This is a genomic window from Ketobacter sp. (assembly GCF_003671495.1).
In the GTDB taxonomy this organism is placed as follows: domain Bacteria; phylum Pseudomonadota; class Gammaproteobacteria; order Pseudomonadales; family Ketobacteraceae; genus Ketobacter.
This window is the reverse complement of record NZ_RCHN01000019.1, coordinates 165,529-190,585: the sequence shown is the minus strand read 5'-3', so window position 1 is coordinate 190,585 and position 25,057 is coordinate 165,529. Positions and strand designations below refer to the sequence as shown.

The 25,057-nt window shown below is 55.3% G+C and carries 22 protein-coding genes; 12 read left to right on the top strand and 10 right to left on the bottom strand.

Features of this window, described 5'->3' with window-relative positions; genetic code table 11:
- Window positions 1–14 precede the first annotated feature (14 nt).
- Genes D9N14_RS09980 through D9N14_RS09970 form a run of 3 tightly spaced genes read left to right on the top strand, consistent with a single transcriptional unit; the run spans window position 15 to window position 2,894 of the window.
- Window positions 15–1,151, top strand: coding sequence for an acyl-CoA dehydrogenase family protein (locus D9N14_RS09980; protein ID WP_290579229.1), 1,137 nt, complete (start codon window positions 15–17; stop codon window positions 1,149–1,151).
- A complete protein-coding gene (locus D9N14_RS09975) occupies window positions 1,151–2,053 on the top strand; it encodes an acyl-CoA dehydrogenase family protein (protein ID WP_290579228.1) in 903 nt (300 codons plus the stop codon). The genes D9N14_RS09980 and D9N14_RS09975 overlap by 1 nt, the downstream gene beginning before the upstream one ends.
- 31 nt (window positions 2,054–2,084) lie before the next feature.
- The gene (locus tag D9N14_RS09970) at window positions 2,085–2,894 is read left to right on the top strand and encodes an enoyl-CoA hydratase/isomerase family protein (RefSeq protein WP_290579227.1); all 810 of its coding nucleotides are present in this window, start codon (window positions 2,085–2,087) and stop codon (window positions 2,892–2,894) included.
- On the opposite strand, the gene D9N14_RS09965 is transcribed toward D9N14_RS09970, so the two are convergent.
- Window positions 2,891–3,745, bottom strand: a complete 855-nt coding sequence (locus D9N14_RS09965) for an alpha/beta fold hydrolase (protein ID WP_290579226.1) — start codon at window positions 3,743–3,745, stop codon at window positions 2,891–2,893. The genes D9N14_RS09970 and D9N14_RS09965 overlap by 4 nt on opposite strands.
- Window positions 3,746–3,970: 225 nt before the next feature.
- Here D9N14_RS09965 and D9N14_RS09960 point away from each other — a divergent pair, with 225 nt between their 5' ends.
- On the top strand, window positions 3,971–6,028 hold the full coding sequence (locus tag D9N14_RS09960; protein WP_290579225.1) for a TonB-dependent receptor: 2,058 nt from the start codon (window positions 3,971–3,973) through the stop codon (window positions 6,026–6,028).
- Window positions 6,029–6,044: 16 nt separating this feature from the next.
- Here D9N14_RS09960 and D9N14_RS09955 read toward each other — a convergent pair whose 3' ends face one another.
- Window positions 6,045–7,397, bottom strand: coding sequence for a DUF427 domain-containing protein (locus tag D9N14_RS09955; protein WP_290579224.1), 1,353 nt, complete (start codon window positions 7,395–7,397; stop codon window positions 6,045–6,047).
- A 114-nt stretch (window positions 7,398–7,511) separates the two neighbouring features.
- On the bottom strand, window positions 7,512–8,183 hold the full coding sequence (locus tag D9N14_RS09950) for a TetR/AcrR family transcriptional regulator (RefSeq protein WP_290579223.1): 672 nt from the start codon (window positions 8,181–8,183) through the stop codon (window positions 7,512–7,514).
- A 505-nt stretch (window positions 8,184–8,688) separates the two neighbouring features.
- On the opposite strand from D9N14_RS09950, the gene D9N14_RS09945 reads away from it, so the two are divergent.
- The 4 genes from D9N14_RS09945 (at window position 8,689) to D9N14_RS09930 (ending at window position 12,873) form a co-directional block, all read left to right on the top strand.
- Entirely contained in the window at window positions 8,689–9,816 is a 1,128-nt protein-coding gene (locus D9N14_RS09945) for an acyl-CoA dehydrogenase family protein (RefSeq protein WP_290579222.1), read from the top strand.
- Between the two features lie 36 nt (window positions 9,817–9,852).
- Window positions 9,853–11,037: an acetyl-CoA C-acyltransferase gene (locus D9N14_RS09940; RefSeq protein WP_290579221.1), complete on the top strand. Its 1,185-nt coding sequence runs from the start codon at window positions 9,853–9,855 to the stop codon at window positions 11,035–11,037.
- A gap of 28 nt (window positions 11,038–11,065) precedes the next feature.
- Window positions 11,066–11,830 carry a 3-hydroxyacyl-CoA dehydrogenase gene (locus D9N14_RS09935; protein ID WP_290579220.1) on the top strand — a complete coding sequence of 255 codons (765 nt, stop codon included), beginning with the start codon at window positions 11,066–11,068 and terminating at the stop codon, window positions 11,828–11,830.
- Between the two features lie 68 nt (window positions 11,831–11,898).
- Window positions 11,899–12,873 carry an NAD(P)H-dependent flavin oxidoreductase gene (locus D9N14_RS09930; protein WP_290579219.1) on the top strand — a complete coding sequence of 325 codons (975 nt, stop codon included), beginning with the start codon at window positions 11,899–11,901 and terminating at the stop codon, window positions 12,871–12,873.
- A 79-nt stretch (window positions 12,874–12,952) separates the two neighbouring features.
- Here the strand turns inward: D9N14_RS09930 and D9N14_RS09925 are convergent, their stop codons facing one another.
- The 3 genes from D9N14_RS09925 to D9N14_RS09915 are packed head-to-tail and all read right to left on the bottom strand — an operon-like array spanning window position 12,953 to window position 16,714.
- Window positions 12,953–13,972 (bottom strand): NAD-dependent epimerase/dehydratase family protein, encoded by a 1,020-nt coding sequence (locus tag D9N14_RS09925; protein ID WP_290579218.1) that lies wholly within the window; start codon window positions 13,970–13,972, stop codon window positions 12,953–12,955.
- A gap of 3 nt (window positions 13,973–13,975) precedes the next feature.
- Window positions 13,976–15,931 (bottom strand): acetoacetate--CoA ligase, encoded by a 1,956-nt coding sequence (locus D9N14_RS09920; protein ID WP_290579217.1) that lies wholly within the window; start codon window positions 15,929–15,931, stop codon window positions 13,976–13,978.
- Window positions 15,932–15,943: 12 nt separating this feature from the next.
- The gene (locus D9N14_RS09915; protein ID WP_290579216.1) at window positions 15,944–16,714 is read right to left on the bottom strand and encodes a GntR family transcriptional regulator; all 771 of its coding nucleotides are present in this window, start codon (window positions 16,712–16,714) and stop codon (window positions 15,944–15,946) included.
- A 209-nt stretch (window positions 16,715–16,923) separates the two neighbouring features.
- Between D9N14_RS09915 and D9N14_RS09910 the strand changes: the two genes are divergently transcribed.
- The 4 genes from D9N14_RS09910 to D9N14_RS09895 are packed head-to-tail and all read left to right on the top strand — an operon-like array spanning window position 16,924 to window position 21,460.
- Window positions 16,924–18,294, top strand: a complete 1,371-nt coding sequence (locus D9N14_RS09910) for an aromatic ring-hydroxylating oxygenase subunit alpha (protein ID WP_290579215.1) — start codon at window positions 16,924–16,926, stop codon at window positions 18,292–18,294.
- Between the two features lie 21 nt (window positions 18,295–18,315).
- Window positions 18,316–19,500, top strand: a complete 1,185-nt coding sequence (locus D9N14_RS09905; protein WP_290579214.1) for a CaiB/BaiF CoA transferase family protein — start codon at window positions 18,316–18,318, stop codon at window positions 19,498–19,500.
- A 10-nt stretch (window positions 19,501–19,510) separates the two neighbouring features.
- Window positions 19,511–20,677 carry an acyl-CoA dehydrogenase family protein gene (locus tag D9N14_RS09900; protein WP_290579213.1) on the top strand — a complete coding sequence of 389 codons (1,167 nt, stop codon included), beginning with the start codon at window positions 19,511–19,513 and terminating at the stop codon, window positions 20,675–20,677.
- Window positions 20,678–20,692: 15 nt separating this feature from the next.
- Window positions 20,693–21,460, top strand: coding sequence for an enoyl-CoA hydratase/isomerase family protein (locus D9N14_RS09895; protein WP_290579212.1), 768 nt, complete (start codon window positions 20,693–20,695; stop codon window positions 21,458–21,460).
- A gap of 4 nt (window positions 21,461–21,464) precedes the next feature.
- Here the strand turns inward: D9N14_RS09895 and D9N14_RS09890 are convergent, their stop codons facing one another.
- Genes D9N14_RS09890 through D9N14_RS09875 form a run of 4 tightly spaced genes read right to left on the bottom strand, consistent with a single transcriptional unit; the run spans window position 21,465 to window position 25,022 of the window.
- Complete coding sequence (locus tag D9N14_RS09890) at window positions 21,465–22,223, bottom strand: SDR family NAD(P)-dependent oxidoreductase (protein WP_290579211.1); 759 nt, start codon at window positions 22,221–22,223, stop codon at window positions 21,465–21,467.
- A gap of 38 nt (window positions 22,224–22,261) precedes the next feature.
- Complete coding sequence (locus D9N14_RS09885) at window positions 22,262–22,705, bottom strand: nuclear transport factor 2 family protein (RefSeq protein WP_290579210.1); 444 nt, start codon at window positions 22,703–22,705, stop codon at window positions 22,262–22,264.
- Entirely contained in the window at window positions 22,705–23,301 is a 597-nt protein-coding gene (locus D9N14_RS09880; protein ID WP_290579209.1) for an SRPBCC family protein, read from the bottom strand. Before D9N14_RS09880 ends, D9N14_RS09885 begins: the two co-directional genes overlap by 1 nt.
- A 23-nt stretch (window positions 23,302–23,324) precedes the next feature.
- Window positions 23,325–25,022 carry an FAD-binding protein gene (locus D9N14_RS09875; RefSeq protein WP_290579208.1) on the bottom strand — a complete coding sequence of 566 codons (1,698 nt, stop codon included), beginning with the start codon at window positions 25,020–25,022 and terminating at the stop codon, window positions 23,325–23,327.
- Window positions 25,023–25,057: the final 35 nt, after the last annotated feature.

Below are 25,057 nucleotides of genomic sequence, written 5' to 3'. Positions count from 1 at the left end.
AGGATTGATGTAGAATGGAATTTTCCTGGAATCAACAACAGACAGAATTTCGCGCTACGGTGCGTGATTTTCTGGCGCAAAACCTGCCAGACAATTGGGAAAGCATTGCTCACGGGCCCGGTTCAGCCTCGCAAAGCGAGTTTTCCAAGCAGTTCTGCGCCCGCCTAGCGGATGCCGGACTACTGGTGCCCCATTGGCCCCGGCAATGGGGCGGACGGGAAGCGGATGCCTGGTCCTCTTTCATTTTGGCGGAAGAAATGTGGGCGGCCGGTGAGCCTCGTGGCGGCCAGTACATGAATGTAAACTGGATTGGTCCCACGTTGATGCGCTTTGGTACAGAAGCTCAGCAACAACGTTATATCCCGCCGATGGCACAGGGCGAGACCATCTGGTGCCAGGGCTTTTCCGAGCCTGAAGCCGGATCAGACCTGGCGTCCCTGCGAACGAAAGCCGAAAAACAAGGCGACCACTATTGCATTAACGGCCAGAAAATCTGGACCTCCTATGCGGGGGAAGCGGAGACCTGTTTTCTGCTGGCCAGAACGGGTTCCGGCAAGAAAGGCATCTCCATATTTCTGCTGCCCATGGACACGCCGGGCATCATTGTTGTGGAAATCCCCAGCCTGATCGGTGAAGGGGACATCCACGAAGTATTTTTCGAAAATGTCATGGTACCGGCGACGGCCATGTTGGGCGAGGAAGGTCAGGCCTGGGATATCGTGCGCACCGCATTATCGCTGGAGCGTGTGGGTATCCCCCGCTTTGCCCTGGCATCCAGAATGTTGCAGCGGGCAGTGGATTTTCTCAAACAACGGGATCGCTTTCACTCTGGTGCTGCTGAACAAGCGGCTCGGGCGAAGGCTGCCTGTGAGGCCACGCGCCTGTTCAGCTATGAAATTATCGATCAACGACAAAAAGGCATTACGGCCGGGGCGGAAGCCAGCGTGGCGCGGGTTGCCACCGTCAATTGCGAACGTCTGGTGGCGGAATTTGTGGTTGAGCATCTGCCGGAGACGCTGGCCAGCGGCGATCCATTGTTGTTAGCCCACCACCAACGGGGGATTGTCGCCGGCATCGCATCCGGTGCCGCTGAAATCCAGTTGAATCTGATTGCCACCCAATTATTGCAGTTGCCCAGGGAGCCCCGCTGATGGATTTTGCATTGAATTCGGATCAAATCACGCTAAGCAGCGCCCTGGACAAACTGGTTTCCCGCTACTTAAGCCCACCAACGGACTTCCGTGGATTCTGCCTGACCAGTGATACCTTGGAACAGGAATTGGAACAGGGCGGATTCTTTGAAGCGGCCCAGATTCCGGAGCTGGGCCCGGTCGCGGCTGCCGCTATGGTAGAGCGCCTGGCACGGCTGCCCTATACCGTTGAAGCTGCTCTCTCCATGCTGCTGTCTGCGCAACTGGAAGGCGACTGGCCTCGACCTTTTGCGGTGATTGAGCACGGTCGCCCCGGTCGTTTTGTGGCGCAGGCAGGTACCCTGATCATTCTGGATGGCAATCAGGTTGGTATTACCCGGGCGTCCCCTGATTTGGTCGAGAGCATGGATTCCCTGTATGGGTATCCTATGGGGCGTTTGAAAAGCAGTGCGGTTTACACTCCCCTGTCGGCAGCCGACGCAGCCAATGTTCACAAGTGGTTACGGGTTGCCTTGGCGGCGGAAGCCGCTGGCCTGCTGCAGGCCGCATTGGATACCGTCATTGAGCACTTGAGTGTGCGTAAGCAATTCGGTCGCCCCCTGGGCAGCTTCCAGGCAGTTCAACACCGCATGGCTGAATCTACGGTACTTGCCCGCGGAGTACGCCTGCTGGCCTTGAAAGCCGCCTGGTCGGAAGACGCCGGCGATGCTGCACTGGCGGCACTGCACGCGCAGGAAAGCGCGACCCGGGTGGTGTATGATCTTCATCAATTCATGGGTGCCATGGGCATGACCCTTGAATTTCCATTACATCTGTGGAGCTACCGCTTGAAAGCACTGCTCTCGGAACTGGACGGCCGGGCTGGCCAGGCAAAGGCCGTTGCAGCATTGTGCTTTAACTGAAATCGTAGTGGAACCGAACAAGAGTATTCTTATGAGCGAACAAATTGCACCGCCGGAGTATCAATATCTGCTTCTTGAGCGGTCGGCCCGCCTGCTGACTATCACCCTGAATCGGCCGGAACTGTTGAACGCCGTGAACCTGAAGATGCTGCAGGAACTGTCGGAAGTGTTTACTTTTGCTGCTGCGGATCCAGGCTCTGATGTGGTGGTGCTGACCGGGGCTGAACGTGCCTTTTCCGCCGGCGGTGATCTGGACCACATTGCCGGTAATGCTGCTAACCCGGAGCAGTTTGAATACGAAGCACAACTGGCAAAACGTATTGTGTTTTCCATGCTCGACCTGGAAAAGCCACTTATCTGTCGACTGAATGGACATGCGGTGGGCCTGGGGGCCACCCTGGCCTTGATGTGTGACATCATCTTTGCGGTGGATACGGCAAAGATCGGTGATCCTCATGTTGCGTTAGGCCTGGTAGCGGGTGACGGTGGTGCCGCCATTTGGCCCCAGCGAATCGGCTTTGGGCGCGCCAAGGAGTTCCTGTTAACCGGTGAATTGTTGACAGCACCCCGTGCCGCCGAGATCGGCCTGATCAATTACAGTATTCCCGCCCAGGAACTGGATGCTGCAGTGGAGGCCCTGTGCAATCGCCTGCTAAACGGTGCTACCAAGGCCATTCGCTGGACCAAAGTGTTGATCAATCTGGAATTGAAGCGCATTGTGCATGCCTTGATGGACACCGGGTTGGCGTATGAAGCCCTAAGCGCCAACTCCGCTGACCATCGTGAGGGTGTGCAGGCGTTAATTGAAAAGCGCAAGCCTGTGTTCGGTAAGAAAGACTAAGGCGCCAGAAACGATTTTATAGCGTCGCCCACGGCTTGGTAACTCTCTGCTTCCAGATGCAGATGATGATTGCCGGGAAGACTGACAACCCGGCAATCCGCTACATGACTGGCCCGCTCCTGCAAGGTATTGGTACGAGCCACAAAGCTCTGTTCACCACGAAGCAACAATACCGGCATATCCAACGCTACCAGAAATGCCTCCACCAGTTCCTCTGTCATGCGAAATATGGAAGACATCGTCAGACGGGAATCGGAGCGCCAGGTAAAGCCGTTTTCCACGTGTTCCAGACCACGGCTGCATAAGATCGTTGAAGCATCGACACTGATGCCACCGATGGCCTGGGCCCGGGCCTCGATGGCTTCTTCACGTGCTTCATAAATGGGTTTGCGTTTGGCCCCGGCCCGCTTCATTTCATCCACTGATGTCCTCAGTACTTTGGGGGCCTCCAACGGTGGTGTAACCATAGTACCTATACCTTCGATCAAGACCAGTTTGGTGATTCGGTCACGGAAGCTGGCGGCGGTATAAGTGGCGATTCCGGCACCCATGGAGTGGCCCATCAGCATAAACTGCTCGAGACCCAGTGCATCCGCCAAGCCAATCACATCATCCACGTTGTCCAACATATGGTAACGCACTCCGTTGGGCCGGTAACCGCTGTAGCCATGACCGGCAAAATCCAGTGCGATTACCCGGTAATCTGCAAGGTACGGTGCCAACCGGTCATAGCTGGCGGCGTTATCCAGCCAGCCATGCAGGGCGATAATTGCAGGTTTGTCGGCACTTCCCCACTGCTTTGCAGCCAATTCGACCCCGGCAACTTCGATACGGATATCTTCGGTTAACATGCTGATTCAACTCCCCCGGTACAGGTTTGCATTAACGCTTTAGATCGGACCATCAGTTTACATTGTTTACTCCATGGTGACACAATTCAATAGAGTAAATTTGCCTGCGATTGCTGTATGATGGAGATCAAAGCAGTCATAGAAACCAGAATAAGAATGAAATCAAAAAACACCCTTTGCTTGCACCGACATTTTCCTGTTTCACTCGCTCTCATCTGTTCCGGCTTGTCACCAGGCCAGACGTTACTCGCAGCAGAGCCCACCGTTTCTGATCTGGCCCCATTGGATACCATCACGGTTACCGCCAATCGTATTGAAGAACCCATTGCGGTGCAGAGCAGCAGTCTGAGTGTGGTGACTGAGGACGAGATCGAATTGGTTTCTGCGGTTCACATCACTGAATTGCTCAACCGGGTGCCGGGTGTGTGGATCACCCGCGGTAATGGGCAGGAACACCTCACTGCCATTCGCTCCCCCGTGTTGACCGGTGCCGGCAGCTGCGGTTCGTTCTACGCCGCAGAGGATGGTGTGTCTGTGCGCCCCATCGGTTTCTGCAATGTGAACCAGCTGTTTGATCTCAATTCAGAACAAGCCGGTAGAGTGGAAGTGTTGAGAGGGCCGGGAACCTCCTTTCATCATTCGGATGCGGTGCATGGCGTAATCAATGTCATTAGCCTGGCGCCCGCGCAAAGTTCGGAATCATCGGTGGCGTTGGAAGCCGGCCCCTACGACTATGGGCGTGTGAAATTCACCACGTCGGATAGCAGTGGCCGCTTGGGATATCGGGTCAGTGTCAACGGTGCATCCGATGGGGGTTACCAGGATGACTCCGGTTACGACCAACAGAAATTTACCGCCCGCTTCGATTATCATGGCGCAAACTGGTTCAGCAAGACGCTGCTCAGCGGCAGCAATCTAAACCAGGAGACCGCAGGCTACGTAGTAGGAACTGATGCCTATAAAGACGAAGACCTGCGCACCACCAACCCCAATCCGGAAGCCTACAGGGACAGTCAGGCAGTGCGTTGGCAGACCCATTTTGAACGGTCGTTTTCAGATGACCGTACACTGGTGATCACACCCTATGCCCGTTACTCTGACATGGCGTTCCTGATGCATTTTCTGCCGGGACAACCTACCGAAGAAAATGGACAGCGTAGTGCAGGATTGCAATCCAGCTACCGTTTACCCTTGTCTTCTGAGTTGACCTTGACCCAAGGCATCGACCTGGAACTGACCGATGCCTACCTGAAGCAAACCCAGGGGGAGGATTTCAATTGGTCCATACCGGCGGGCAAGCAGTATGATTACCAGGTGGATGCCCGCATGGTGGCTGCATTTATGACGGTGGATTACCAGGCAACCGAGCGGCTGAGTTTCACCGCTGGCGGTCGCTATGAAACCCTTGCCTACGACTACGACAACCGAATGGTAAGCGGCAACACCGATGAAAATGGCGCGCCCTGTGTCAACGTTGGCTCAGGAGCAACCGGCTGCCGCTATACCCGCCCGGAAGACAGAAAGGATGACTTTGAGAATATTTCCGTCAACCTGGGAGCGGTTTATCATCTGAGTGATGCGTTCATTACCTCAGGCCGCCTGACACAGGGATTCAGGCCACCCCAGGCCACCGAACTTTACCGATTACAGTCCGGGCAACTGATCGCCAATCTGGATTCAGAACAGGTCGACAGTGCTGAGCTGGCGTTCAAAGGTACAGTAGGTGACGTCAGTTACGATGTGGTGGCCTATTACATGGAAAAGTCCAACGTCATTTTTCAGTCCTCCCAGCGGGAAAACCTGGATAACGGCGAAACCCGTCATTACGGTATCGAATATCAGTTTTTCTGGAATTTTGCCGACGCATGGGAACTGACCGCCGGTGGTGCCTTGGTTCGGCATCAATACACCAATGATGTGACGGCACCGGGGAGCAGCGAGCTGTTGCATACCGATGGCAAGGATATGGTGTCTGCCCCCAGACGCATGGGTTCAGTGCAGTTGAATTGGGAACCTGGTTCGGCCACCCGGGTGGAGCTGCAATGGGTTTCGATGGGTCAGTATTATACCGACCTGGAGAATCTGCACCGTTACGATGGGCATAATCTTCTGCACTTACGGTTGGCGCACCAAATCAGCGACTCCATTGGAGTGGGCCTGCGTGCGACCAACCTGACAGATGAATACTATGCAGAGAGAGCGGACTACAGCGGGTTTGCGGGGGACCGTTACTTCGTTGGTCTGCCCCGCTCCGTGTTTGGTGATGTGCAATTCAATTTCTAAACAGCGACGCTCATGCTTACATGGCGTTGTGCCCCTTCCCGCCTCCGCCGGCGAAATCCCGGATCATGGTGTGAATGGCAAATGAGGCCAGCAGGCGACCATCGATGGCGAATATTTTCCCTTGGCTTTGGGCCTGCCCCTTTCCGGAATAGACCACGTCATTCACGTACAACATCCATTCACTGACGTCCACATCGTCATGAAACGAAATATCCGCCTTCAACGGGCCTGTGGACAACGATACATGGGCCAGGGCCTGGCTGAGACCGGGGTGCGGCCTTAGCGCTGCTGCGATGGTCCAATGGGTGGTGGCCTGGGTCATCAGGGCTGCGTTCAGGTACTGCTCCTTGGGCGCGTCGCGAAATCGTATCCAGGCGTATAACTCCGGCGGGCCGACATGATCAAGATCATTGGTGTAAGCCCCATCCACAATACGGATCTCGCGGCCAGTCACTTTCATATCCAGGGGCATTGCCGCGTCCGGTCCTGCGACCTCTGGCATAGCGATGGCCTGCTTGATACGATCCCCCGGCGAAGCATCCATAAGCAGTAAACCCGTGGAGCGCATCTGATCCTGCTGCAGGGTTTTGACTTCCACTGTTGAAAAACTACGGCCACGCCGCAGCACGTCGACTTTTACATCCAAAGGCTCTTCGAAGCTTGCGGCCTTGCTGAAAATCATGGAGGCGGAGGTGACCCGTTGCTCTGGAATGGTTTTGGAGGCAGCAACGATCGCCTGGCTGAGCTGGTGCCCACCTTCGACCACGCTGCGCCGACGTTTCTCTTTCAGGGATTCAATGAAGGTGCCGATGGGTGGATTTGGGTAAGGCTGGCTACGATAACAAGCTTGGGGTGAGCCGGTGTCGGATGGACAGCTATCGGACGCACACTTATCCGACACAGGCTGTACATCCAGCAGAGACAGTAGATCTTGGGCATCACCCCAGATGGGGAAACGGGTGCTGACAGCATGCTCTGGTTCGCCGGACCAGTTTTGTATCAGCTCCACCTGTAGTTGCTCCGTATCAAACGACACATACCCGCTCAATCCCGCCACCTGCGGCAGCGGATCCCGATAGGTCCAGATGACGTTATCAACGGTGTCGTCCGCAACCGCTAACGACCAATAACTGGCGTCCCCTTTGAACGGGCAATGGGTCTGATGATCGCTGGCGGAGAAGTGCTCCCATAACACATCAGCCTCGGGGAAATACAGGCGTGCATCGTGATCGGATTCCTGCACCAGCAAGCAGGCCTTACTTTGGGCCAAGGTGACACCATTGCGGGTGACTTTGCCAAGGGAATGAGAGGGAACAAGATCAATCCGGTAGCCAGGGTAGCGGCTCCACGCGGAACTATCTGAACTCATGGGTTAACTCCAGGGGTGACGATTAACATTTGTTTTGTTGTTGTATCCAGGGCCCTGGTAACAAATGCCTGATCGAACCCCATGGCCAACCCATGGGCTGGGCGATGTCTGCTGTTACAGGGGCGTTGGGGATTTCACAGCAAGGAAGCCGTTGAGCGTGAGCCGCAAAACTTCGTTGCCAAAACGCTGTGCCATCTGTTTGCGCATCTTTTTTGACTTGGCATGGGAATCCACCCACACCGGCCACAAGAAGAAGCCCGACAACATCAGCACGGCGAGCGCTTCAACATCGATGTCCGGTGCACTTACGTCACTGGCGGCCAGGCGCTCGATGGCTTGCAAAAAACGCTTGTAGAACACGTCTTCCTTGGGGTCCTTTTTGGACAGCAGATCGAACAGCCAGATCCGACTGATATCCGGGTTATCCACCGTGTACAACGCCATTCGCATGGTAAAGCCGGCCATGCGCTTGATCATATCCGGAAGATGCTGAAGATCCGGCTCCAACTCATCTTCAATGGGATAGACGCTGCCTTCCTTTTCTTCGAACACCGCCTCCAATAACTGATGGCTCACCCGCGACATGGTGGCTTCGATCAAATCCTCTTTGGCCAGGAAGTGCTGGTAAGCCGTGCCCCGGTTGACGCCCGCCAGATTGGCGACCCGGGAAACGCTGAGAGCTTCGGCGCCGTCTTCCGCCAGAATGGTCTGAGCCGCGTCCAGGATGGCAATGCGTGTTCCTTCCGGGTCTCGTTTACGGCGCTCTCGGGGTTTGGTTTGTGGCATATCAGGATCCAATGTCAGAAAGTTGAAATATCAAAAATTTGCAATCGCTAAAGTGTATCCAGTTGGCAATTTAAGCCTTAAATTGTAACACGCAGCACACTACATTTCACCGAGTTGAATGCAGATGGTCTGCTCTGCTTGTTGTCGTCTTTGCCACGAACCCCGTTGCTTACGCGATGACGGAACTCATTTATGGCGCCCTCTTACGGATCTCTGTTTTTACCCCTATGGCGCATTTACTCAGTACAAACCAACCCCGAATGGTGTTGACCAAGCGTTCAATGCGACCCCGGGCCTGTCTTGGCCCACACGCTTTTCCCGCTTTGCACCGGGATCACTGCAGGCCTGATTGCGGGTATAACTGCAAAAGACGGTTGAACCGTCGCTCCATTAAAGGGCATAATAAACAACATTGTTGTCCTATACAATAGCATTAAATGGCACATTGCGCCCAATCGCAGTCATTTTCGGCTAAATCGCTAAAAACAAACAGAACAAGGTAGCTATGATACTGACAAGCACCCAGCAGGCCATTGCCGATGCCGTACGGGATTTTTCCCAAAACAGACTTCGCCCCCAGAGCTTTCAGTTTGAGGCGAATGGCGGCTACCCACCTGAACTGTTCGAGGAGCTGGCCGGCCTGGGGTTGATGGGTATGACCGCTCCGGAAGCGTTCGGCGGCGCGGGTGCGGATTATGTTTCCTATGCCCTGGCGCTGATGGAAATCGCCGCCGCTGACGGAGCCCTCTCCACCATCCTGTCGATCCAGAACAGTCTGATCGTCTCCGCACTGTTAAAAGATGGAACAGACCCGCAGCGGCAACGGTTCCTGCCGGATCTGATCGGCGGACGTAAAATTGGGGCCTTCGCGCTCACCGAAACCGACGCCGGTTCGGATGCCTCTGCCATCCGCACCCGAGCTACTAAAGAGGGCGAGAACTATGTTCTTAATGGGGCCAAGCAATTCATCACTTCCGGCAAAATTGCCGGCCTCGCCATCGTGTTTGCGGTGACTGACCCGGCGGCAGGCAAAAAAGGCATCACCGGATTTCTGGTCCCAACAGATCGCCCCGGATATTTTGTTGATAAGGTAGAACACAAGCTCGGGCAGGGTGCGTCGGATACCTGTGCCCTGCGCTTTGAGAATTTGGTGCTGGAACCGGATCTGGTATTGGGGGCTGAAGGCCAGGGCTACCGTATTGCATTGTCAAACCTGGAGTTCGGACGCATCGGCATTGCCTCGCAATGTATAGGAATGGCCCAGGCCGCTCTGGACATTGCCGTGGCTTATGCGAAAGATCGTAATTCCATGGGTAAGCCCATCATCGATCACCAGGCCGTTGGGTTTCGACTGGCGGATCTGGCGGCCCGACTGGAGGCTGCCCGGCAACTGGTGTTGCACGCGGCCAGCATAAAAGACACCGGCACCCCCTGCCTGAAAGAGGCCTCCATGGCGAAGCTGGTGGCCTCGGAAACCGCGGAAGCCGTGTGCTCCGGTGCCATTCAGACCCTCGGCGGATACGGTTATCTGGAGGAGTTCGGGCTGGCCAAAATCTATCGTGATGTGAGGGTGTGCCAGATCTATGAGGGCACCTCGGATATACAGCGAATGGTCATCGCCCGTTCCCTGTAAACCTGTTGTTATTTACCGTTTCAAAGGAGTTCTGCTATGTCGACTGATCCCGTCGTGATTGCCTCTTACGCCCGTACACCCATGGGCGGTTTGCTGGGAAGTTTTGCCACCGTCAAATCCACAGAGCTGGGCGCAGCGGCCGTCAGGGCGGCGGTGGAGCGCGCCGGCATCGCTGGTGAGGCCATTGATCGCATTTACATGGGTTGTGTGTTGCCGGCGGGATTGGGCCAGGCCCCCGCCCGCCAGGCTGCGCTGGGTGCCGGGCTGCCCCGCTCCGTGCAGGCTACCACGGTCAATAAAATGTGTGGTTCCGGTATGCAGGCCGCTATTATGGCCACGGAGTCATTGCTGGCTGGAACCGCCGATGTGGTGGTGGCCGGAGGTATGGAATCCATGACCAATGCGCCTTACCTGTTGCATAAGCACCGTGCCGGCAGCCGCATTGGCCATGACACCATGAAAGACGCCATGTACCTCGATGGCCTGGAAGACGCCTACGAGGAAGGCACACTGATGGGCGTGTTCGCGGAAAACAACGCACGCAAATTCGGCTTCACCCGGGATGACCAGGATGCCTATGCCCTGGAAGGTCTGGCGCGGGCACAACGTGCCATAGCAGAAGGCTTGTTTGAGGACGAAATTGTGCCGGTGGAGGTCACCACCCGTGCGGGGTCCCACTGGGTGTCCATTGACGAGCAACCCGGGAAAGCGAAAGCTGACAAAATCCCAACTCTGAAACCGGCGTTTGCCAAAGATGGAACCGTCACCGCGGCTAATTCCTCGTCCATTTCTGATGGCGCGGCAGCCCTGGTGTTGACCCGTGCCAGCGTGGCAGAGCGGCTGGGCATGACCGTCTGCGCCAAAGTGGTAGCCACGGGATGTCACGCCCATGAGCCCGGTGACTTCCCCAGTGCGCCCGTGCCTGCTATGCGTAACGTTTTGAGCCAGGCCGGTTGGAGCGTGCAGGACGTGGATTTGTTTGAGGTTAATGAAGCCTTCGCTGTGGTGGCCATGATCGCCATGAAAGAACTGGATATTCCTCACGAGCGCATCAATGTGAACGGCGGCGCCTGTGCGTTGGGACACCCTATAGGCGCCTCTGGTGCGCGGATCATCGCAACCCTGCTGGCTGCCTTGAAGCAACGGGGATTGAAGCGCGGCGTGGCAGGGATCTGCTTAGGGGGCGGTGAAGCAACAGCCATGGCGCTCGAATTGCTGTAACCGGAAACTCGTATGAAGAGGAACAAACATGAAGGACATTAACGGTTTAGCCGCCATCGTTACCGGCGGCGCATCAGGCTTGGGAGCGGCCACCGCTGAAATGCTGGCCCAGTGCGGAGCCAAGGTCACGATATTTGATATGAATGAGGAAGCCGGTGCAGCGCACGCTGACAAAATCGGCGGCGACTTTATCAAAGTGGATGTGACCAACGAAGAGAATGTAGCGCAGGCACTTGCGACGGCTGAAGCCAACCATGGTGTGGCACGCATTTTGGTGAACTGTGCCGGCATCGCCACCGGGGCCAAAACCGTGGGCAAAGAGAACCGCCCTCATCCATTGGCCCAGTTTCGTAAAACTATTGAGATCAACCTCATTGGTACTTTCACGGTGATCACGCACTTTGCATCACGACTCGCCGCCGCAGAACCCATTGGCGAAGAGCGTGGCGTGATTGTTAACACTGCCAGTGTGGCAGCGTTCGAGGGGCAAATGGGTCAGGCCGCCTATTCCGCATCAAAGGGCGGTGTGGTTGGGATGAATCTTCCCATCGCTCGGGATCTGGCCCAGTACGGTATCCGCGTGATGGCGATTGCACCCGGGATTTTCTACACCCCGATGATGGCCGGTATGCCACAGAACGTGCAGGATGCATTAGGCAAACAAGTTCCGTTTCCCAGCCGTTTGGGCCAACCTGAAGAGTACGCAAATATGGTACAAAGCATCATTGGCAACTCAATGTTGAATGGTGAGGTTATTCGATTGGATGGTGCCATTCGTATGCAACCCCGTTGATGCTGGCAAACCCCATGGCAATCAATTTAAATCCAAACCAGAACTGAAACCGAATTTGGAACAAAAAAATGACGCTCAAGACCCGGATTACTGAACTGTTAGGCATTGAATACCCCATTGTACAGGGGGGCATGATGTGGGTGGGACGCGCCGAGCTGGCCGCTGCAGTATCCAATGCCGGTGGCCTCGGTATATTGACCGCGTTGACCCAGCCCTCGCCGGATGATTTGCGCAAAGAGATCGACCGTTGCCGATCCATGACGGACAAGCCGTTCGGCGTCAACCTCACCATTCTCCCTTCAGTTACCCCGCCCCCTTACGCGGAATACCGTAAGGCCATTATTGAAAGCGGTGTCAAAATTGTGGAAACCGCTGGTCACAATCCCAGGGAGCACGTTGAGGATTTCAAAGCCAACGGAGTCATTGTCATCCATAAATGCACAGCCGTGCGCCACGCATTGTCTGCTGAGCGTATGGGGGTTGACGCTATCTCGATTGATGGCTTTGAATGCGCCGGGCACCCCGGTGAAGATGACATTCCCGGCTTGATTCTGATACCCGCTGCCGCGGATAAAGTGAAGATTCCCATGCTGGCATCCGGCGGTTTCGGTGACGGCCGCGGCCTGGTGGCAGCGCTGGCGCTGGGAGCCGAAGGAATCAATATGGGCACACGCTTTTGTGCCACGGTAGAAGCACCGATTCATGAGCGCGTAAAACAGTTTCTAGTGGACAACGATGAGCGCGCAACCAACCTGATTTTCCGCTCACTGCGCAACACTGGTCGCGTCAGCAAGAACAGCGTTTCGGACCAGGTAGTAGAGATTCTCAAAGATCCTGACGCCAAGTTCGAGAACATTCATCATCTGGTGAAAGGGGCAGACGGTCGCAAAGCCCTGGAAACCGGAGACCTCGACGCGGGTCTGATCTGGGCGGGCCAGGTACAGGGCCTGATCAATGACATCCCTACGGTAGAGGTGTTGATGAAACGCATCGTGTCTGATGCAAAGGATATTATCCAATCGAGGCTAGCCGGTCTCGTTTAACGGTTTTTCCCTCTCGCCCACTGGAGGTCAATGATCCTCCTCCAGTTGGGCATTTTTTTTAATCCGTGTCGTTACCTGTTCATCCATGTCGTGGCGGGTTCTCCGCATACCAGGCGACGGCGTCCCTGACGGTTTCCGCAATTGGGCGTGGGTTCCAATGTAAATCTGTTTTGGCCAGCGAGTGGTCCATGCGCTGAAACACGTTGGACAGATACACGGCGTCAGTGCTGACAAGATAGTCTTTTTTGTTCAATAATTTCAACACGCGTTCAATACACCAGGCCAGGCTATAAGCCAATGAGCGGGGAATGATCCGAATGGGCTTTTGACCGCCGGCCTGTGCTGCCAGGTTGTAGAAATCCCGGTTACTGATGAATTCATTGGCGATGATATAACGCTGCCCTACCCGACCGTGCTGTTCGGCCAATAAAGCCGCCGCAGCCACATCGCGGATGTCCACAGTAGGGGCGCCCGCATTGATGGCGAACCGAACCTTACCGCTGGCAACCTCCCACAGCATGTTGCCATGGGGCGTGGGCTGGTAGTCCTGTGGCCCATAGGTATTGGCAACACACAGGGCAACCCCAGGCAGTTGTCGGGTGCGGCAATAATCCAGGAATGTTTCTTCTGCTTTCAGGCGCGCCAATATATAAGCCGGTGCCTTATCATGCCAGTTAAACGGGATATCTTCAGTCACCGGTCCGTGTGGATTGATACCCAAGGTACCCATGGTGCTGGTAAACACAAAGCGTGCCACACCACAGTCCAGAGCTGCCTCCATGGAGTGAACCAAACCGTCCACATTATTGCGATAAATGGGTGTCGGGTCGGTTAACCAGAAGCGGGGGTCCACGACACTGTGGAACACCGTTTCGCAGCCCTGCATGGCGCTTACCAGGGATGCTGGATCCAGAACATCCCCATAAACGATGTCCACCGGTAAGCCCTGTAACGCCTGCTGGCTGCTGGTTTTTCTCAGCAGTACCCGAACCCTGCGACCTTGCTCGGTCAACTGTCTAGCAATGTGACTGCCAACAAAGCCACTGGCCCCAGTTACCAAAACTGGTTTGTTGTTATCGATTATGTGGATGGCGGACATGGTCTATACCTGCAGAACTTCAAGATCCTTAAAGTACCGGAGCGAGTCCGGATTCGCCAGGGATTCAACGTTTTTTACCGGTCGTCCGTGAACCACGTTACGCACTGCCAGTTCTGTGATCTTGCCGGAGTGTGTGCGGGGTATGTCCGCTACCGCAATGATTTTCGCGGGTACGTGACGGGGTGTGGCATTGGAGCGAATTTCGGCACGGATACGCCGTTCCAGCTCCTCCGTCAAACTGACATCGGGTTTCAATACCACAAACAGAATGACCCGAACATCGTTATCCCAATCCTGCCCTATGACCACCGACTCCAATACCTCATCGATATTTTCAACCTGCCGGTAGATCTCGGACGTTCCAATACGGACGCCACCGGGGTTCAAGGTTGCATCGGAACGGCCGAAAAAAATCATCCCCTGCTCTGGCGTCAATTCCACCCAATCGCTGTGGCACCAGGCATGTTCGTATTTTGCGAAATATTCATTGAAATAACGTTGCCGGTCCGGATCATTGAGGAACCCAATGGGCATGGCCGGGTGCGGTGACAGGCATACCAGTTCTCCCGCTACCCCCTGAACGGGTTGCCCGTTCTCATCGAATACCTGCACATCCATACCCAGGTGGCGCTTCTGGGATTGCCCGGCATAGACCGGACCTATAGGGTTGCCACCAACAAAACAACCGATGATGTCGGTGCCGCCGGAAATTGAAGAGAGGCACAGATCACTTTTCCAGGAATCGTAAACGTACTGAAACCCCTCTTTCGACAATGGTGATCCGGTGGAAAACATTGTGCGTAGTTCACTGAAATCATGATTGGCCTTGGGCGTCAGGCCTTTCTTGTTGCAGGCATCCAGATACTTGGCTGAGGTGCCGAAGTGGGTCACGGCCTCGGCAGCGACAATAGCCGGCAGCGCATCGGCATCCGGATAGAAAGGCGAGCCTTCATATAACACCAGGCTGGCGCCGGAAGCGAGCGCACTGACCTGCCAGTTCCACATGGCCCAGCCACAGGTCGTGAAATACAGCAGGCGGTCGCCCGGTTGGATATCACATTGCAATTGGTGTTCTTTCAGATGGTGCAACAGCGTGCCACCAACGGAGTGTACAAAGCATTTAGGCAGGCCCGTGGTTCCGGAAGAAAACAGTATAAACAGGGGGGCTCTGAAATCTACCCGGGTAAACTGGAGTTCGCGGGGGGAATAACAGTCGGCCAGATCCTGATAGTGATGACCTTTTCCGCCCAGGAAATCGATGTCCGGATGCTCCGATATAAATGGGATGACCACACAGTGCTGAATGCTTTCTATCTCATGCGCCAGACCGGCCACCACATCCAGGGAATCGAAGGTCTTACCGTTGTAGGTATAGCCGTCTGCGGTAAACAACACTTTGGGTTCTATCTGGCCGAACCGATCCATCAAACCGTTAAGGCCAAAATCCGGAGAGCAGGATGACCAGACTGCTCCAAGAGAAGTGGTCGCCAGCATGGCCACCGCGGTCTGAGGAAGATTGGGCAGGAACCCAGCAACCCGGTCACCTTCCTTAACACCCATACTCTCCAGTGCCTGCTGCAGTACCGATACCTGATCGTACAGATCAGCATAGGATAATGCGGTGCGGCGCCCGGATTCATGATGGAAGATCAAGGCAGGCTTGTCCCCCCTGGAGAACCGTAACAGATGTTCAGCATAGTTCAGCTTGGCACCCGGGAAAAACTCACAGTTAAACGGGTCACCCGGATTCCGCACAACCTCCTGTTCACGGTGGCCGATTACATCAAAGAATGTCCACAACGAATCCCAAAACGTATCCAACTCGGAAACCGACCATTGCCAAAGGTCATCATAGTCTCGAAACTCTGTACCCAGTTTGAGATTAATGAACTGCATATAGCGACTGAGTAACGTGCTTTCAATTCTGGCGGAAGATGGTTCCCAAAGTGCTTTAGTCATTGATTGACGCCATTAAGATCTGAATCGTTGTAGTGTCATAGAGTGTCGGTAGCGGGACGCCGGGTGGGTATTGATGGTTACCTGCAGCACACCGCCATCGGAAACCTTGTAGGTACGCCGGATTTCCAGGGCGGCGGAATTCTCATCCACATGGAGTTCCGATGCCAACTTCTTGTTTATCAGTGTTGCTGAAATCTGTTGCTGAACCTCGCTGACGCTTTGCCCAAACATATCTTCGATCAACGGGAAAATCGGGCCCTGATGCCGCATCAGAATACGCCCCACGGCAGCAAATCCGCGATTTATGTAGTATTCGGATTTGCCCACCGGCTGGTCCGCATCCTCCGTTCGCCTTGAGCCCAGCACCTGCAGCCACTCTGAACCTTCCGGCAGGCCGGCGCGTTGTGCCAGTTTCTTATCCAGCACCACCATCTGGATGGACTCAATGGCAAAATGCGTATCCGTCCCGAACGCCAGTAGATCGTTGACGCTCATGACCTGGTGAATGTCGTTATCCCGCGTCCGCGAGGGCACTACTGTGGTACCCGCACCCCGCCGCGACATCACCAGCCCCTCCTCCCGCAGAACCCGAAGGGCCTCCCTGACGGTATAACGACTTACATCGAACCGTCTGCAGAGCTCATCTTCAGTAGGCAGCAACGTACCCACCGGATAAATGCCTTCGACCACTTCCTTCTTCAGTATGTGGGCAACCTGGAGGTACAACGGCTGCTTGGGGTCGCGCTCTAGCGTCACTTTTGCCTTGGCTGTGCTTTTATTCATCGTATCCCAACCACCTCACTTTTCGAACAGAAATCTTATATTTGTCCGTACATCTGTGTCAAATATTAATCTGATCTGCGTAATATATAGTTTTGAATATTGGAATATGGCAGTATTTATGTCCGGACATATGAAAACAAGCTGAACAGTGGCGGATCTGGTCCGGTTTGCATGCCAGGCCGGAATCAAACCAGTAAACGGAGCAGACGATGACCGACAAAATAACAATGACAGAGATGTTGTCCGAACCGGTGACTATCCCGGTGGACGCCTACGTCTCACGGGACTACGCGCTTAAAGAACGCGATTTGCTGTGGCGCAAAGTCTGGCTGCAGGCCGGCCGGGTCGAAGAAATCCCTGACAACGGCAACTTCATCACATTCGAGATTCTGGATGATTCTGTGATCCTCACCCGCTCCGAGGGGGAGATCCGCGCCTTCCATAACGTGTGCCCCCATCGCGGCCGAAGGCTCATTGATATTCCGGCTCAAAGTCGTAACGCCCAGGGACAGAAAACCCAATTCTTTTGTGGCTACCACGGCTGGCGTTTTGATCTGAACGGCCAAAACACCCACATCCCCCACCAGGATGACTGGCAGGGTGCCCTGGATGGCAATTGCAAAAACCTGAGCCCGGTACGGGTTGACACCTGGGGCGGATGGATCTGGATTAACCTGGACCCCAATTGTGAACCCCTGCAGGACTACCTGGACCCGGTGACCAGTATGCTGGACCCGTTCCAACTGCAGAATATGCGTTTCCGTTGGCGCAAATGGGGCATTTTTGATTGCAACTGGAAGGTCGCCCTGGAAGCCTTCAACGAGACCTACCACGTGCAAACCACTCACCCGGAGTTCAACACCTACGGTTCCTTCCGGGGCTGGGCCAAAGCGCACGGCAAGCACAGTAATATCGGCTACGAGCGCCCTAAAGACATGGATGAAAACCAATCCGCCAAGCTCCGGGTGGGCACCAACAATGATCCCCGCATCTCCACTGCCGAAATGCAGAAGTACACCTGGGAAAAGGCCAATACCAACACCACACAAACGCTGGTGGATGCCGCCCAACGCCTGGTGGACGAATTACCCGAAGGCACCCCGGCCGACCAGGTCTTGAAACACTGGATTGAGTCTGCCCGCCGTGCGGACGAAGCCCGCGGTGTGGTGTGGCCGGTGGTGGACCCGGCCCATGTGGCAAAAAGTGGTACCGCCTGGCAGGTGTTCCCCAATTTCCAGATCGGCCATGCGGTCAATAATGCACTGTGCTACAGCGCCCGTCCCTACGGTTATGACCCGGATAAATGTGTTTTTGAAGCAGCGGTATTCGAACTGTTTCCCGCCGGCCAGGAACCCAAAACCGAATGGGAGTTCTGCCCTCCCACAGAGGAGGACTGGTGTTACGTATTGTCCCAGGATTTCTCCAATATGGCGGCTGTACAGCAAGGCATGAAATCCGCCGGGTTTAGCGGTCCGCGCCCCAACCCCTACATGGAACGGAGCACCGCCAACTTCCATCGCAACTTGGCGCAGTACATGGGTATCGGCCAACCGGAGCCGATGAAAAATGGAAATAAATAGAGCATTGACGAAGTAGATACCATGAAAAATAACGACAATAAAACCACACGCAGCGGCCCCCTTGCCGGGGTACGGGTAATCGATCTGACCGCTATGGTAATGGGGCCCTATTGCACTCAAATGATGGCCGATATGGGCGCTGAAGTGATAAAAATTGAACCCCCTGGCGGGGATGGCACCCGCTTTATTTCACCGGGGCCCATTCCGGCCATGGGTGGGGTTTTTGTCAATGTTAACCGTGGCAAACGCAGCGTCGTCCTCGACCTGAGAAAGGAGGAGGACAAGGAAGTGGTGCGCGAGCTGATCAAAACGGCGGATGTTTTTATTCACTCCATGCGGGCCAAAGCCATCAACAAGCTGGGATTCAGCTACGAAGCGGTCGCTGCGTTGCAGCCTAACATCATTTACACCAACTGCTATGGTTACAGCCGTCGGGGCCCGGATGCTGACCTGCCGGCCTACGATGATACCATCCAGGCGGAGTGTGGGATTCCCATTGTCCAAAAAATGCTGACCGGTGACGCCAACTATGTGGGCACCATCATGGCCGATAAAATCGCGGGTATGACGGCACTTTACGCTACCGTCATGGCACTGTATCACCGTGAGCGTACCGGCGAGGGCCAGGAAGTGGAGATTGGAATGTTCGAGGCTATGGCTTCCTTTATGCTGGTGGAGCACGCCAATGGCATGTTGTTTGATCCACCGCTGGGCCCGGCCAATTATCATCGGGCGGTGGCACCGAATCGCCGTCCTTATGAAACCAAGGACGGTTATATATCTGCGCTGGTGTACAACGACAAACAATGGGGCCTGTTCATGGATGCGGTCAAGCCCCATTGGCAAAGCGAAGAGTTCGCTACCCTGGAACAACGGGCCAAGCAGATCAACAGGCTCTATGGGCTGCTGGGGGAAACGTTCAAGGAGCGCACCACGGACGAATGGTTGAGCCTGTTGCGTGAATTGGGGATTCCTTCTGCGCCACTGCGTACCCCTGATGAGCTGTTCGACAACCCACATTTGAATGCCGTTGAATTCTTCCAGGAGGTGGAATCGCCCTATGGAAAAATCCGCTATCCCGGTGTTCCCACCTGGTTCTCAAAGAGTCCCGGCACCATTGCCGCCCCCACTCCCATTGTTGGGGCTGACACCGATGCCGTGCGTGAAGAGCTCGGATTGAATATTCCTGCTGCAGAAGCCAATTGAGGATCGAACCGTGAACTTTTCATTTACCGATGACCAACAGAAAATTCGGGACGCTGTACTCAAACAGTGCAGCGAATTCAGCGACGATTACTGGCTGGAGCGGGATCGGGAGGGTGTGTTTCCCCATGATTTTCACCAGACCATGGCCAAGGCTGGCTGGCTGGGCATTGCCATGCCGGAATCCGTGGGCGGGTCTGGGCTGGGCATCACCGAAGCCGCCATCATGATGCAGGCCGTAGCGGAATCCGGTGGCGGTATGACGGCCGCATCCAGCATCCACGGACCTGTGTTCACCATGAAGCCTGTAGAGCTGTTCGGTACAGAGGAACAAAAACAGCGTATGGTGCCGCCGGTGATCAATGGCGATGACTTAATTTGTTTTGCCGTGACGGAACCCAACACCGGACTGGACACCACCAAACTTAAAACGCGCGCCGTAAAGCAAGACGGCGGGTATCGGGTGAATGGTGAGAAAATCTGGATTTCGGTTGCCAAGGTGGCAAAAAAAGTCATGTTGTTGGCCCGCACCACACCGCTGGAAGAAGTCAAACGCAAAACCGACGGACTCACCCTCTTCTTCACTGACATCGACCCGGAAAAAATGGAAGTGCGTACCATCCACAAGATGGGTCGGCATGCCGTGGATTCCAACATGCTGTTCATCAACGATCTCTGGATACCGGAAGAAGACCGCATTGGTGCCGAAGGAGACGGATTCAAGATCATCCTGCACGGTTTGAATCCGGAGCGGGTGTTACTGGCGGCAGAAGCCGTTGGACTGGGCCGGGCAGCATTGAATAAAGCCGCCCGCTATGCCAATGAGCGCGTAGTATTCGATCGACCGATTGGGATGAACCAGGGAATCCAGCACCCACTGGCAAAATGCTGGGCTCAGTTGGAAGCGGCCAACCTGATGGTGATGAAGGCCGCCACACTATTCGATCAAGGCCTGGATTGTGGCATCGAAGCAAATGCCGGCAAATACCTGGCGGCAGAAGCCGGGTTCGAAGCATGTCACACCGCCATGTTGACTTTGGGGGGGATGGGGTATGCGCAGGAGTATCACGTGGAGCGCTACCTGCGTGAGATCCTGATTCCCAGAACCGCCCCGGTCAGCCCCCACATGATTCTGAATTTTCTGGCAGAGAAAGCCCTGGGCTTGCCGAAATCCTATTAAGGTTGAGGAACCCCCATGAACGACGCCGTATTGTTTGAAACCCGAAGTGACGGGATCGCCGTCATTACCTTGAACCGACCAGAAACCCGCAATGCTTTAAGTCAGGAAATACGCCAGGGATTATTCGAAGCCTGGGATCGTTTTGAACACGATACCAGTTTGCGGATCGCCATCCTCACCGGCGCTGGGGAAAAAGCCTTTTGCGCTGGTGGCGATTTAAAAGAAATGGTGGACCGAGGCCTTAAAGTACCCCCCAGGGATATGTTCCCGGTGCCTTATGATTCGGTGGAACTGTCAAAGCCAACCATTGCTGCTGTCAACGGCGTTGCCTTTGCCGGTGGCTGGATGATCGCGCAGGCCTGTGACCTGTGTGTCGCCAGCACCCAGGCCCGGTTTGCTGTGACCGAGGTAAAAGTAGGTCGAAGCTCGCCCTGGGCTGCCCCCCTGATCCATATGATTCCGCAACGGATCATGATGGAAATTTTGCTCACCGGTAAGCCCATCACCGCACAACGCGCCTACGAGATCGGCCTGGTGAATCGTCTGGCAGAGCCTGCAGCGGTGTTGGATACCGCGCTGGAATTGGCCGCTGAGATTCTGGATGGCGCCCCCCTGTCGGTGAAGGCCGCCCGGGAAACCGTTATGCTGTCAACCGAGATGGGGCGCTCAGCTTCACTTGAAGCCGCCCGCTTCGCATCTGAATATTGTTACAACAGTGATGATGCCCAGGAAGGCCCCCGTGCGTTCGCCGAGAAGCGCAAGCCGCAGTGGAAGGGATGTTAACGTTTCAGTTTTGAATGTAAATGGGTGACCCCAGGTTGGTGCCACCATCCACCGGCAGTATGGTTCCCGTTACCTGCGCAGACAGGTCACTGGCAAAATACAGCGCCGCATTGGCCACGTCCTGGGGCGTTCCCTGCCGTTGCAATGGCTGCGTTTTTTTGATCCGTTCCGAGATATCATAGAACGTCATACCCGCGGGTATGTGTCCTGGGGCGATACAATTTACCCGAATGCCATGCACCCCAAGCTCCCGGGCAATACACTGGGTCACTTGCATCACCCCGGCCTTGGCAGCCCGGTAGGTAATCAAAGGCAACCCCGGTTTCAGGGCAGCCAAGGATGACGTGTTGATAATAGAACCGCCGCCATTCCGGGACATATAACGGGCAGCGACCTGACAACCCACCATGGTGCCAAACAGATTGACCGACATCACCCGCTCAAAATCCGCCAGATCATCTTCCAGAAAACTCTGATGAATCGCACCACTGATGCCGGCATTGTTGTACATCACATCCAAGCCACCGAAGCGTGCAACGGTAAAATCCACTAGCGCCTGAACCTGATCAGCACAGGCAATATCCACGGCTCTGAACGCCGCCGAATCACCAAGTGATTGGGCCAGGGATTGGCCCTGCTCCTCATTCACGTCGGCGATCACCACCCTGGACCCATGTTCTATGAACAGCTCTGCGGTGGCACGCCCCAGTCCACTGGCAGCGCCGGTAATAATGGCCACTTTACCGGACAGTAATTCACTCATGAATAAACGACTCTTGCATGAAGGTTAGTGTGGGAATATCAGGGAATCTGGCTGGACATGGCTTCGACCAACGGCCATAAGACCTCATCCGCGGTTTTGGTACAGAAATATTCATTGACTTGTTTGATTTTTCCGCCAGCCAATGTGAATACCATGCAGTACTGGTTGTGATAGGGCTTGCCGTCACAGGTTTCAGCATTGCCTTCAAACTCTACCACCACTCTGTCACCTTCTGCGGTGAAGCTCACGAACTCCGGCCGTAAGCCGGTGGGTAACAGCGTATTGAATGCGTCGATGGTGCCGACAATGGTGTCGTATTCGCGCACTCCGGCAAACTGTCCAAAACCCTTCGCCAGGGTAAACGCATCCTCTGCCAGACAGGCTGAGGCCGTCTTGCCATCACTGCGTCCCATAGCCTGGATGAATTCTTTTACGACGTGTTTATTGATTTCGGTCGTGCTCTGCTCAGGCGGTTGGCTCATCACGCACCCTCTCCCTGCTTGTTTTTGTGTGCTTTGGGCTTTATTCCAAACAACCCCTTGAACCAGGTAGCGCACACCAACCAGGTGGACCTCACCATACCCTTGAACATGGGCCAGGCGAAACCGGTATCGGCTGCACTTTCCGTTCCCACGCCGGCAGCCAGCTCGATCTCCGCCTTCAACTTATGCGCAAACGTTTTGACGAACTCAGGGAGCATGGGTGTACCCACCGCCTCCCACATGGGCGCCATTGGGCCGCTACCAATGATACACACCTTCAGGGTGACCTGAGTTTGATTCTGCCCCACTGCGGCTGCCTTGTAACTGCCATTGCCCTCAACGGGAAGATCATCCACTTTGAAAACGAAATCCACCTGCTGCGGCTTATCCCATTTTTCCACATGCACCTGAACCCTGTCGGTGCGGGTGACACCGGCGGCACTGACTTTGATTGTCCACTGGGAATCGTCTGCATTGATCAGTTTGCAATCCTGGTGACCGGGGAAGATGGCCGCCCAGCCTGGAATGTTCTCAACATACTCCCAGACGTCATCAACGGACGTCTCCACCAGAAAACTGTGTTCATTTTCGATCATGTTTCTCCCCTATATTCCGGTGTTCAGAGCTCAAATTGCCGCAGGGCCTTATCCAGTTCATCGCTGGGCTTACCCGCGGCGTGGCGGCCTGCCAGATAGCCATGGGTGAGACCGCGGGCGTTGGTGATTCCGCTCTGCATGAAGGCACCGTTGTCCAGGCGCGCCTGCGAGTTGCCGGCCACATACAACCCTTCCACCGGTTTGTCGTTCCAACCCATGACCCGGCAATGCTGATCCGCCATAATACCGGTTGACGCAATACCACCACCGGCAAGACGGTGCAGGCGCACCGCATAGTATGGACCCTTCTCCAGCGGCCCCAGGTTACCGTTGGGTTTGCGGGTCTGGTCACCACACATCAGGGCACCCCAGGGGTGAGTGCCCCGCTGGAAGTCCTCATCCACACCGGTTGCACAAAAGCCGTTGAAGCGTGCGACCGTGGCTTCCAGGGCAGCCTGATCCACTCCGATCTTCTGCGCCAGCTCAGCCAGGGTGTCTGCGCTGGTCCCCAACGCTTCTGGCATTTCCTGCATGGGCATAAGCGATCCAAAGGGATACTTCTCCCGCGCCTGGCGATCGAACACCGCCCAGCACGGAAAGTTGGCATGAGTTTGTGTGTTGCCATCAATGACATCGGTGGCGTAATAGATGGAACGATAGAACCCTTCATTGGCAAAGCGCTTACCGGCTTTGTTAACCACTATGGTGTGAGGTAAACCCAGGAATGGTAGCGCACCGCGCCACAATGGCAGGCCGTTTTCCTGCTCCTCACCCGGCACGTGGAAACCCAGTAAGGTGACATCCGGAACCCGTGCAATGCGCCCGCCCACCTGCCCTGCCAGCCGTAAGTGGGCGCCATCCACTGTCGGCATCACCATGGATTGAACTTCCAGTTGATGACCCAGTGTTTTGGCGTAACTGGCATTGCGTTCATAGCTGCTCACCGCCAGCACCACACCGCGATGGGCTCTCACATGGATGGTCTTGCCGTCCCGAGTGGCGCGCACACCGATGATTCGCTCCCCGTCGCTGATGAGTTCTTCGGCGTGAACGCCGGTATGAATCGGTATCTCTAGGTCCAGCGCACCTTTAACAAAATAGGCGGCCAAACCCGGGCCCGTGGTGCGTTCATCGTGGGTCAGGCGCTTTGCCATCACCTCATAATCCCAACCCGCCATATTGGCCATACCACCACCGCGGAAAATGTCCTCGTGCGTCAGGCTGTAAGGCACGTGGGGGGAAACCCGAGTCTTGCTTTGCCACTCCCCCAACGCGCTGGCGGGAAAGGGAACCGCTTCCAGATAACGACCTTCAGGCAAACCATCCTCGGAGTACGGGTAGTAGTAATCCGGCAGATCCCGAATCACAGACATCTTAAGGCCGATGGTGTCTTCAAAGTATTTGAGGGCAATGGGGCCATGCACTGACTGGTTCAGGATTGCCAGGGGCTCGCCGTAACCCATGGACAGGTTTTTTACGTAGCGGTAGCCCTTTTCGATGGAATCCTCGATGCCCGCGCCGGGTGCCAGATGATTCCCGGGTATCCACACTTCACCCATCGAATAGGCCGTCACCCCGCCGACCTGGTCGCTGCTTTCCAGTACCAGAGCACTGATACCATGATCGACGGCGGTAATCGCGCTGGTCAATCCAGCTCCGCCGGAACCAACGGCTACCAAATCCGCTTCCAGATCCCAGTGCGTGGGTAGGTTGATCGTCATATCCCTGCTCCTTCGAATTATTGTTGTAATGCGCT

Excerpts from the sequence above, each read along its gene's own strand:
- D9N14_RS09945 (WP_290579222.1), top strand. The coding sequence starts at position 8,689 with ATGATACTGACAAGCACCCAGCAGGCCATTGCCGATGCCGTACGGGAT.
- D9N14_RS09955 (WP_290579224.1), bottom strand. The coding sequence starts at position 7,397 with ATGAGTTCAGATAGTTCCGCGTGGAGCCGCTACCCTGGCTACCGGATT.
- D9N14_RS09890 (WP_290579211.1), bottom strand. The coding sequence starts at position 22,223 with ATGAGTGAATTACTGTCCGGTAAAGTGGCCATTATTACCGGCGCTGCC.
- D9N14_RS09905 (WP_290579214.1), top strand. The coding sequence starts at position 18,316 with ATGAAAAATAACGACAATAAAACCACACGCAGCGGCCCCCTTGCCGGG.
- D9N14_RS09910 (WP_290579215.1), top strand. The coding sequence starts at position 16,924 with ATGACCGACAAAATAACAATGACAGAGATGTTGTCCGAACCGGTGACT.
- D9N14_RS09930 (WP_290579219.1), top strand. The coding sequence starts at position 11,899 with ATGACGCTCAAGACCCGGATTACTGAACTGTTAGGCATTGAATACCCC.
- D9N14_RS09920 (WP_290579217.1), bottom strand. The coding sequence starts at position 15,931 with ATGACTAAAGCACTTTGGGAACCATCTTCCGCCAGAATTGAAAGCACG.
- D9N14_RS09950 (WP_290579223.1), bottom strand. The coding sequence starts at position 8,183 with ATGCCACAAACCAAACCCCGAGAGCGCCGTAAACGAGACCCGGAAGGA.
- D9N14_RS09885 (WP_290579210.1), bottom strand. The coding sequence starts at position 22,705 with ATGAGCCAACCGCCTGAGCAGAGCACGACCGAAATCAATAAACACGTC.
- D9N14_RS09915 (WP_290579216.1), bottom strand. The coding sequence starts at position 16,714 with ATGAATAAAAGCACAGCCAAGGCAAAAGTGACGCTAGAGCGCGACCCC.
- D9N14_RS09940 (WP_290579221.1), top strand. The coding sequence starts at position 9,853 with ATGTCGACTGATCCCGTCGTGATTGCCTCTTACGCCCGTACACCCATG.
- D9N14_RS09875 (WP_290579208.1), bottom strand. The coding sequence starts at position 25,022 with ATGACGATCAACCTACCCACGCACTGGGATCTGGAAGCGGATTTGGTA.
- D9N14_RS09980 (WP_290579229.1), top strand. The coding sequence starts at position 15 with ATGGAATTTTCCTGGAATCAACAACAGACAGAATTTCGCGCTACGGTG.
- D9N14_RS09925 (WP_290579218.1), bottom strand. The coding sequence starts at position 13,972 with ATGTCCGCCATCCACATAATCGATAACAACAAACCAGTTTTGGTAACT.
- D9N14_RS09935 (WP_290579220.1), top strand. The coding sequence starts at position 11,066 with ATGAAGGACATTAACGGTTTAGCCGCCATCGTTACCGGCGGCGCATCA.
- D9N14_RS09975 (WP_290579228.1), top strand. The coding sequence starts at position 1,151 with ATGGATTTTGCATTGAATTCGGATCAAATCACGCTAAGCAGCGCCCTG.
- D9N14_RS09970 (WP_290579227.1), top strand. The coding sequence starts at position 2,085 with ATGAGCGAACAAATTGCACCGCCGGAGTATCAATATCTGCTTCTTGAG.
- D9N14_RS09965 (WP_290579226.1), bottom strand. The coding sequence starts at position 3,745 with ATGTTAACCGAAGATATCCGTATCGAAGTTGCCGGGGTCGAATTGGCT.
- D9N14_RS09880 (WP_290579209.1), bottom strand. The coding sequence starts at position 23,301 with ATGATCGAAAATGAACACAGTTTTCTGGTGGAGACGTCCGTTGATGAC.
- D9N14_RS09895 (WP_290579212.1), top strand. The coding sequence starts at position 20,693 with ATGAACGACGCCGTATTGTTTGAAACCCGAAGTGACGGGATCGCCGTC.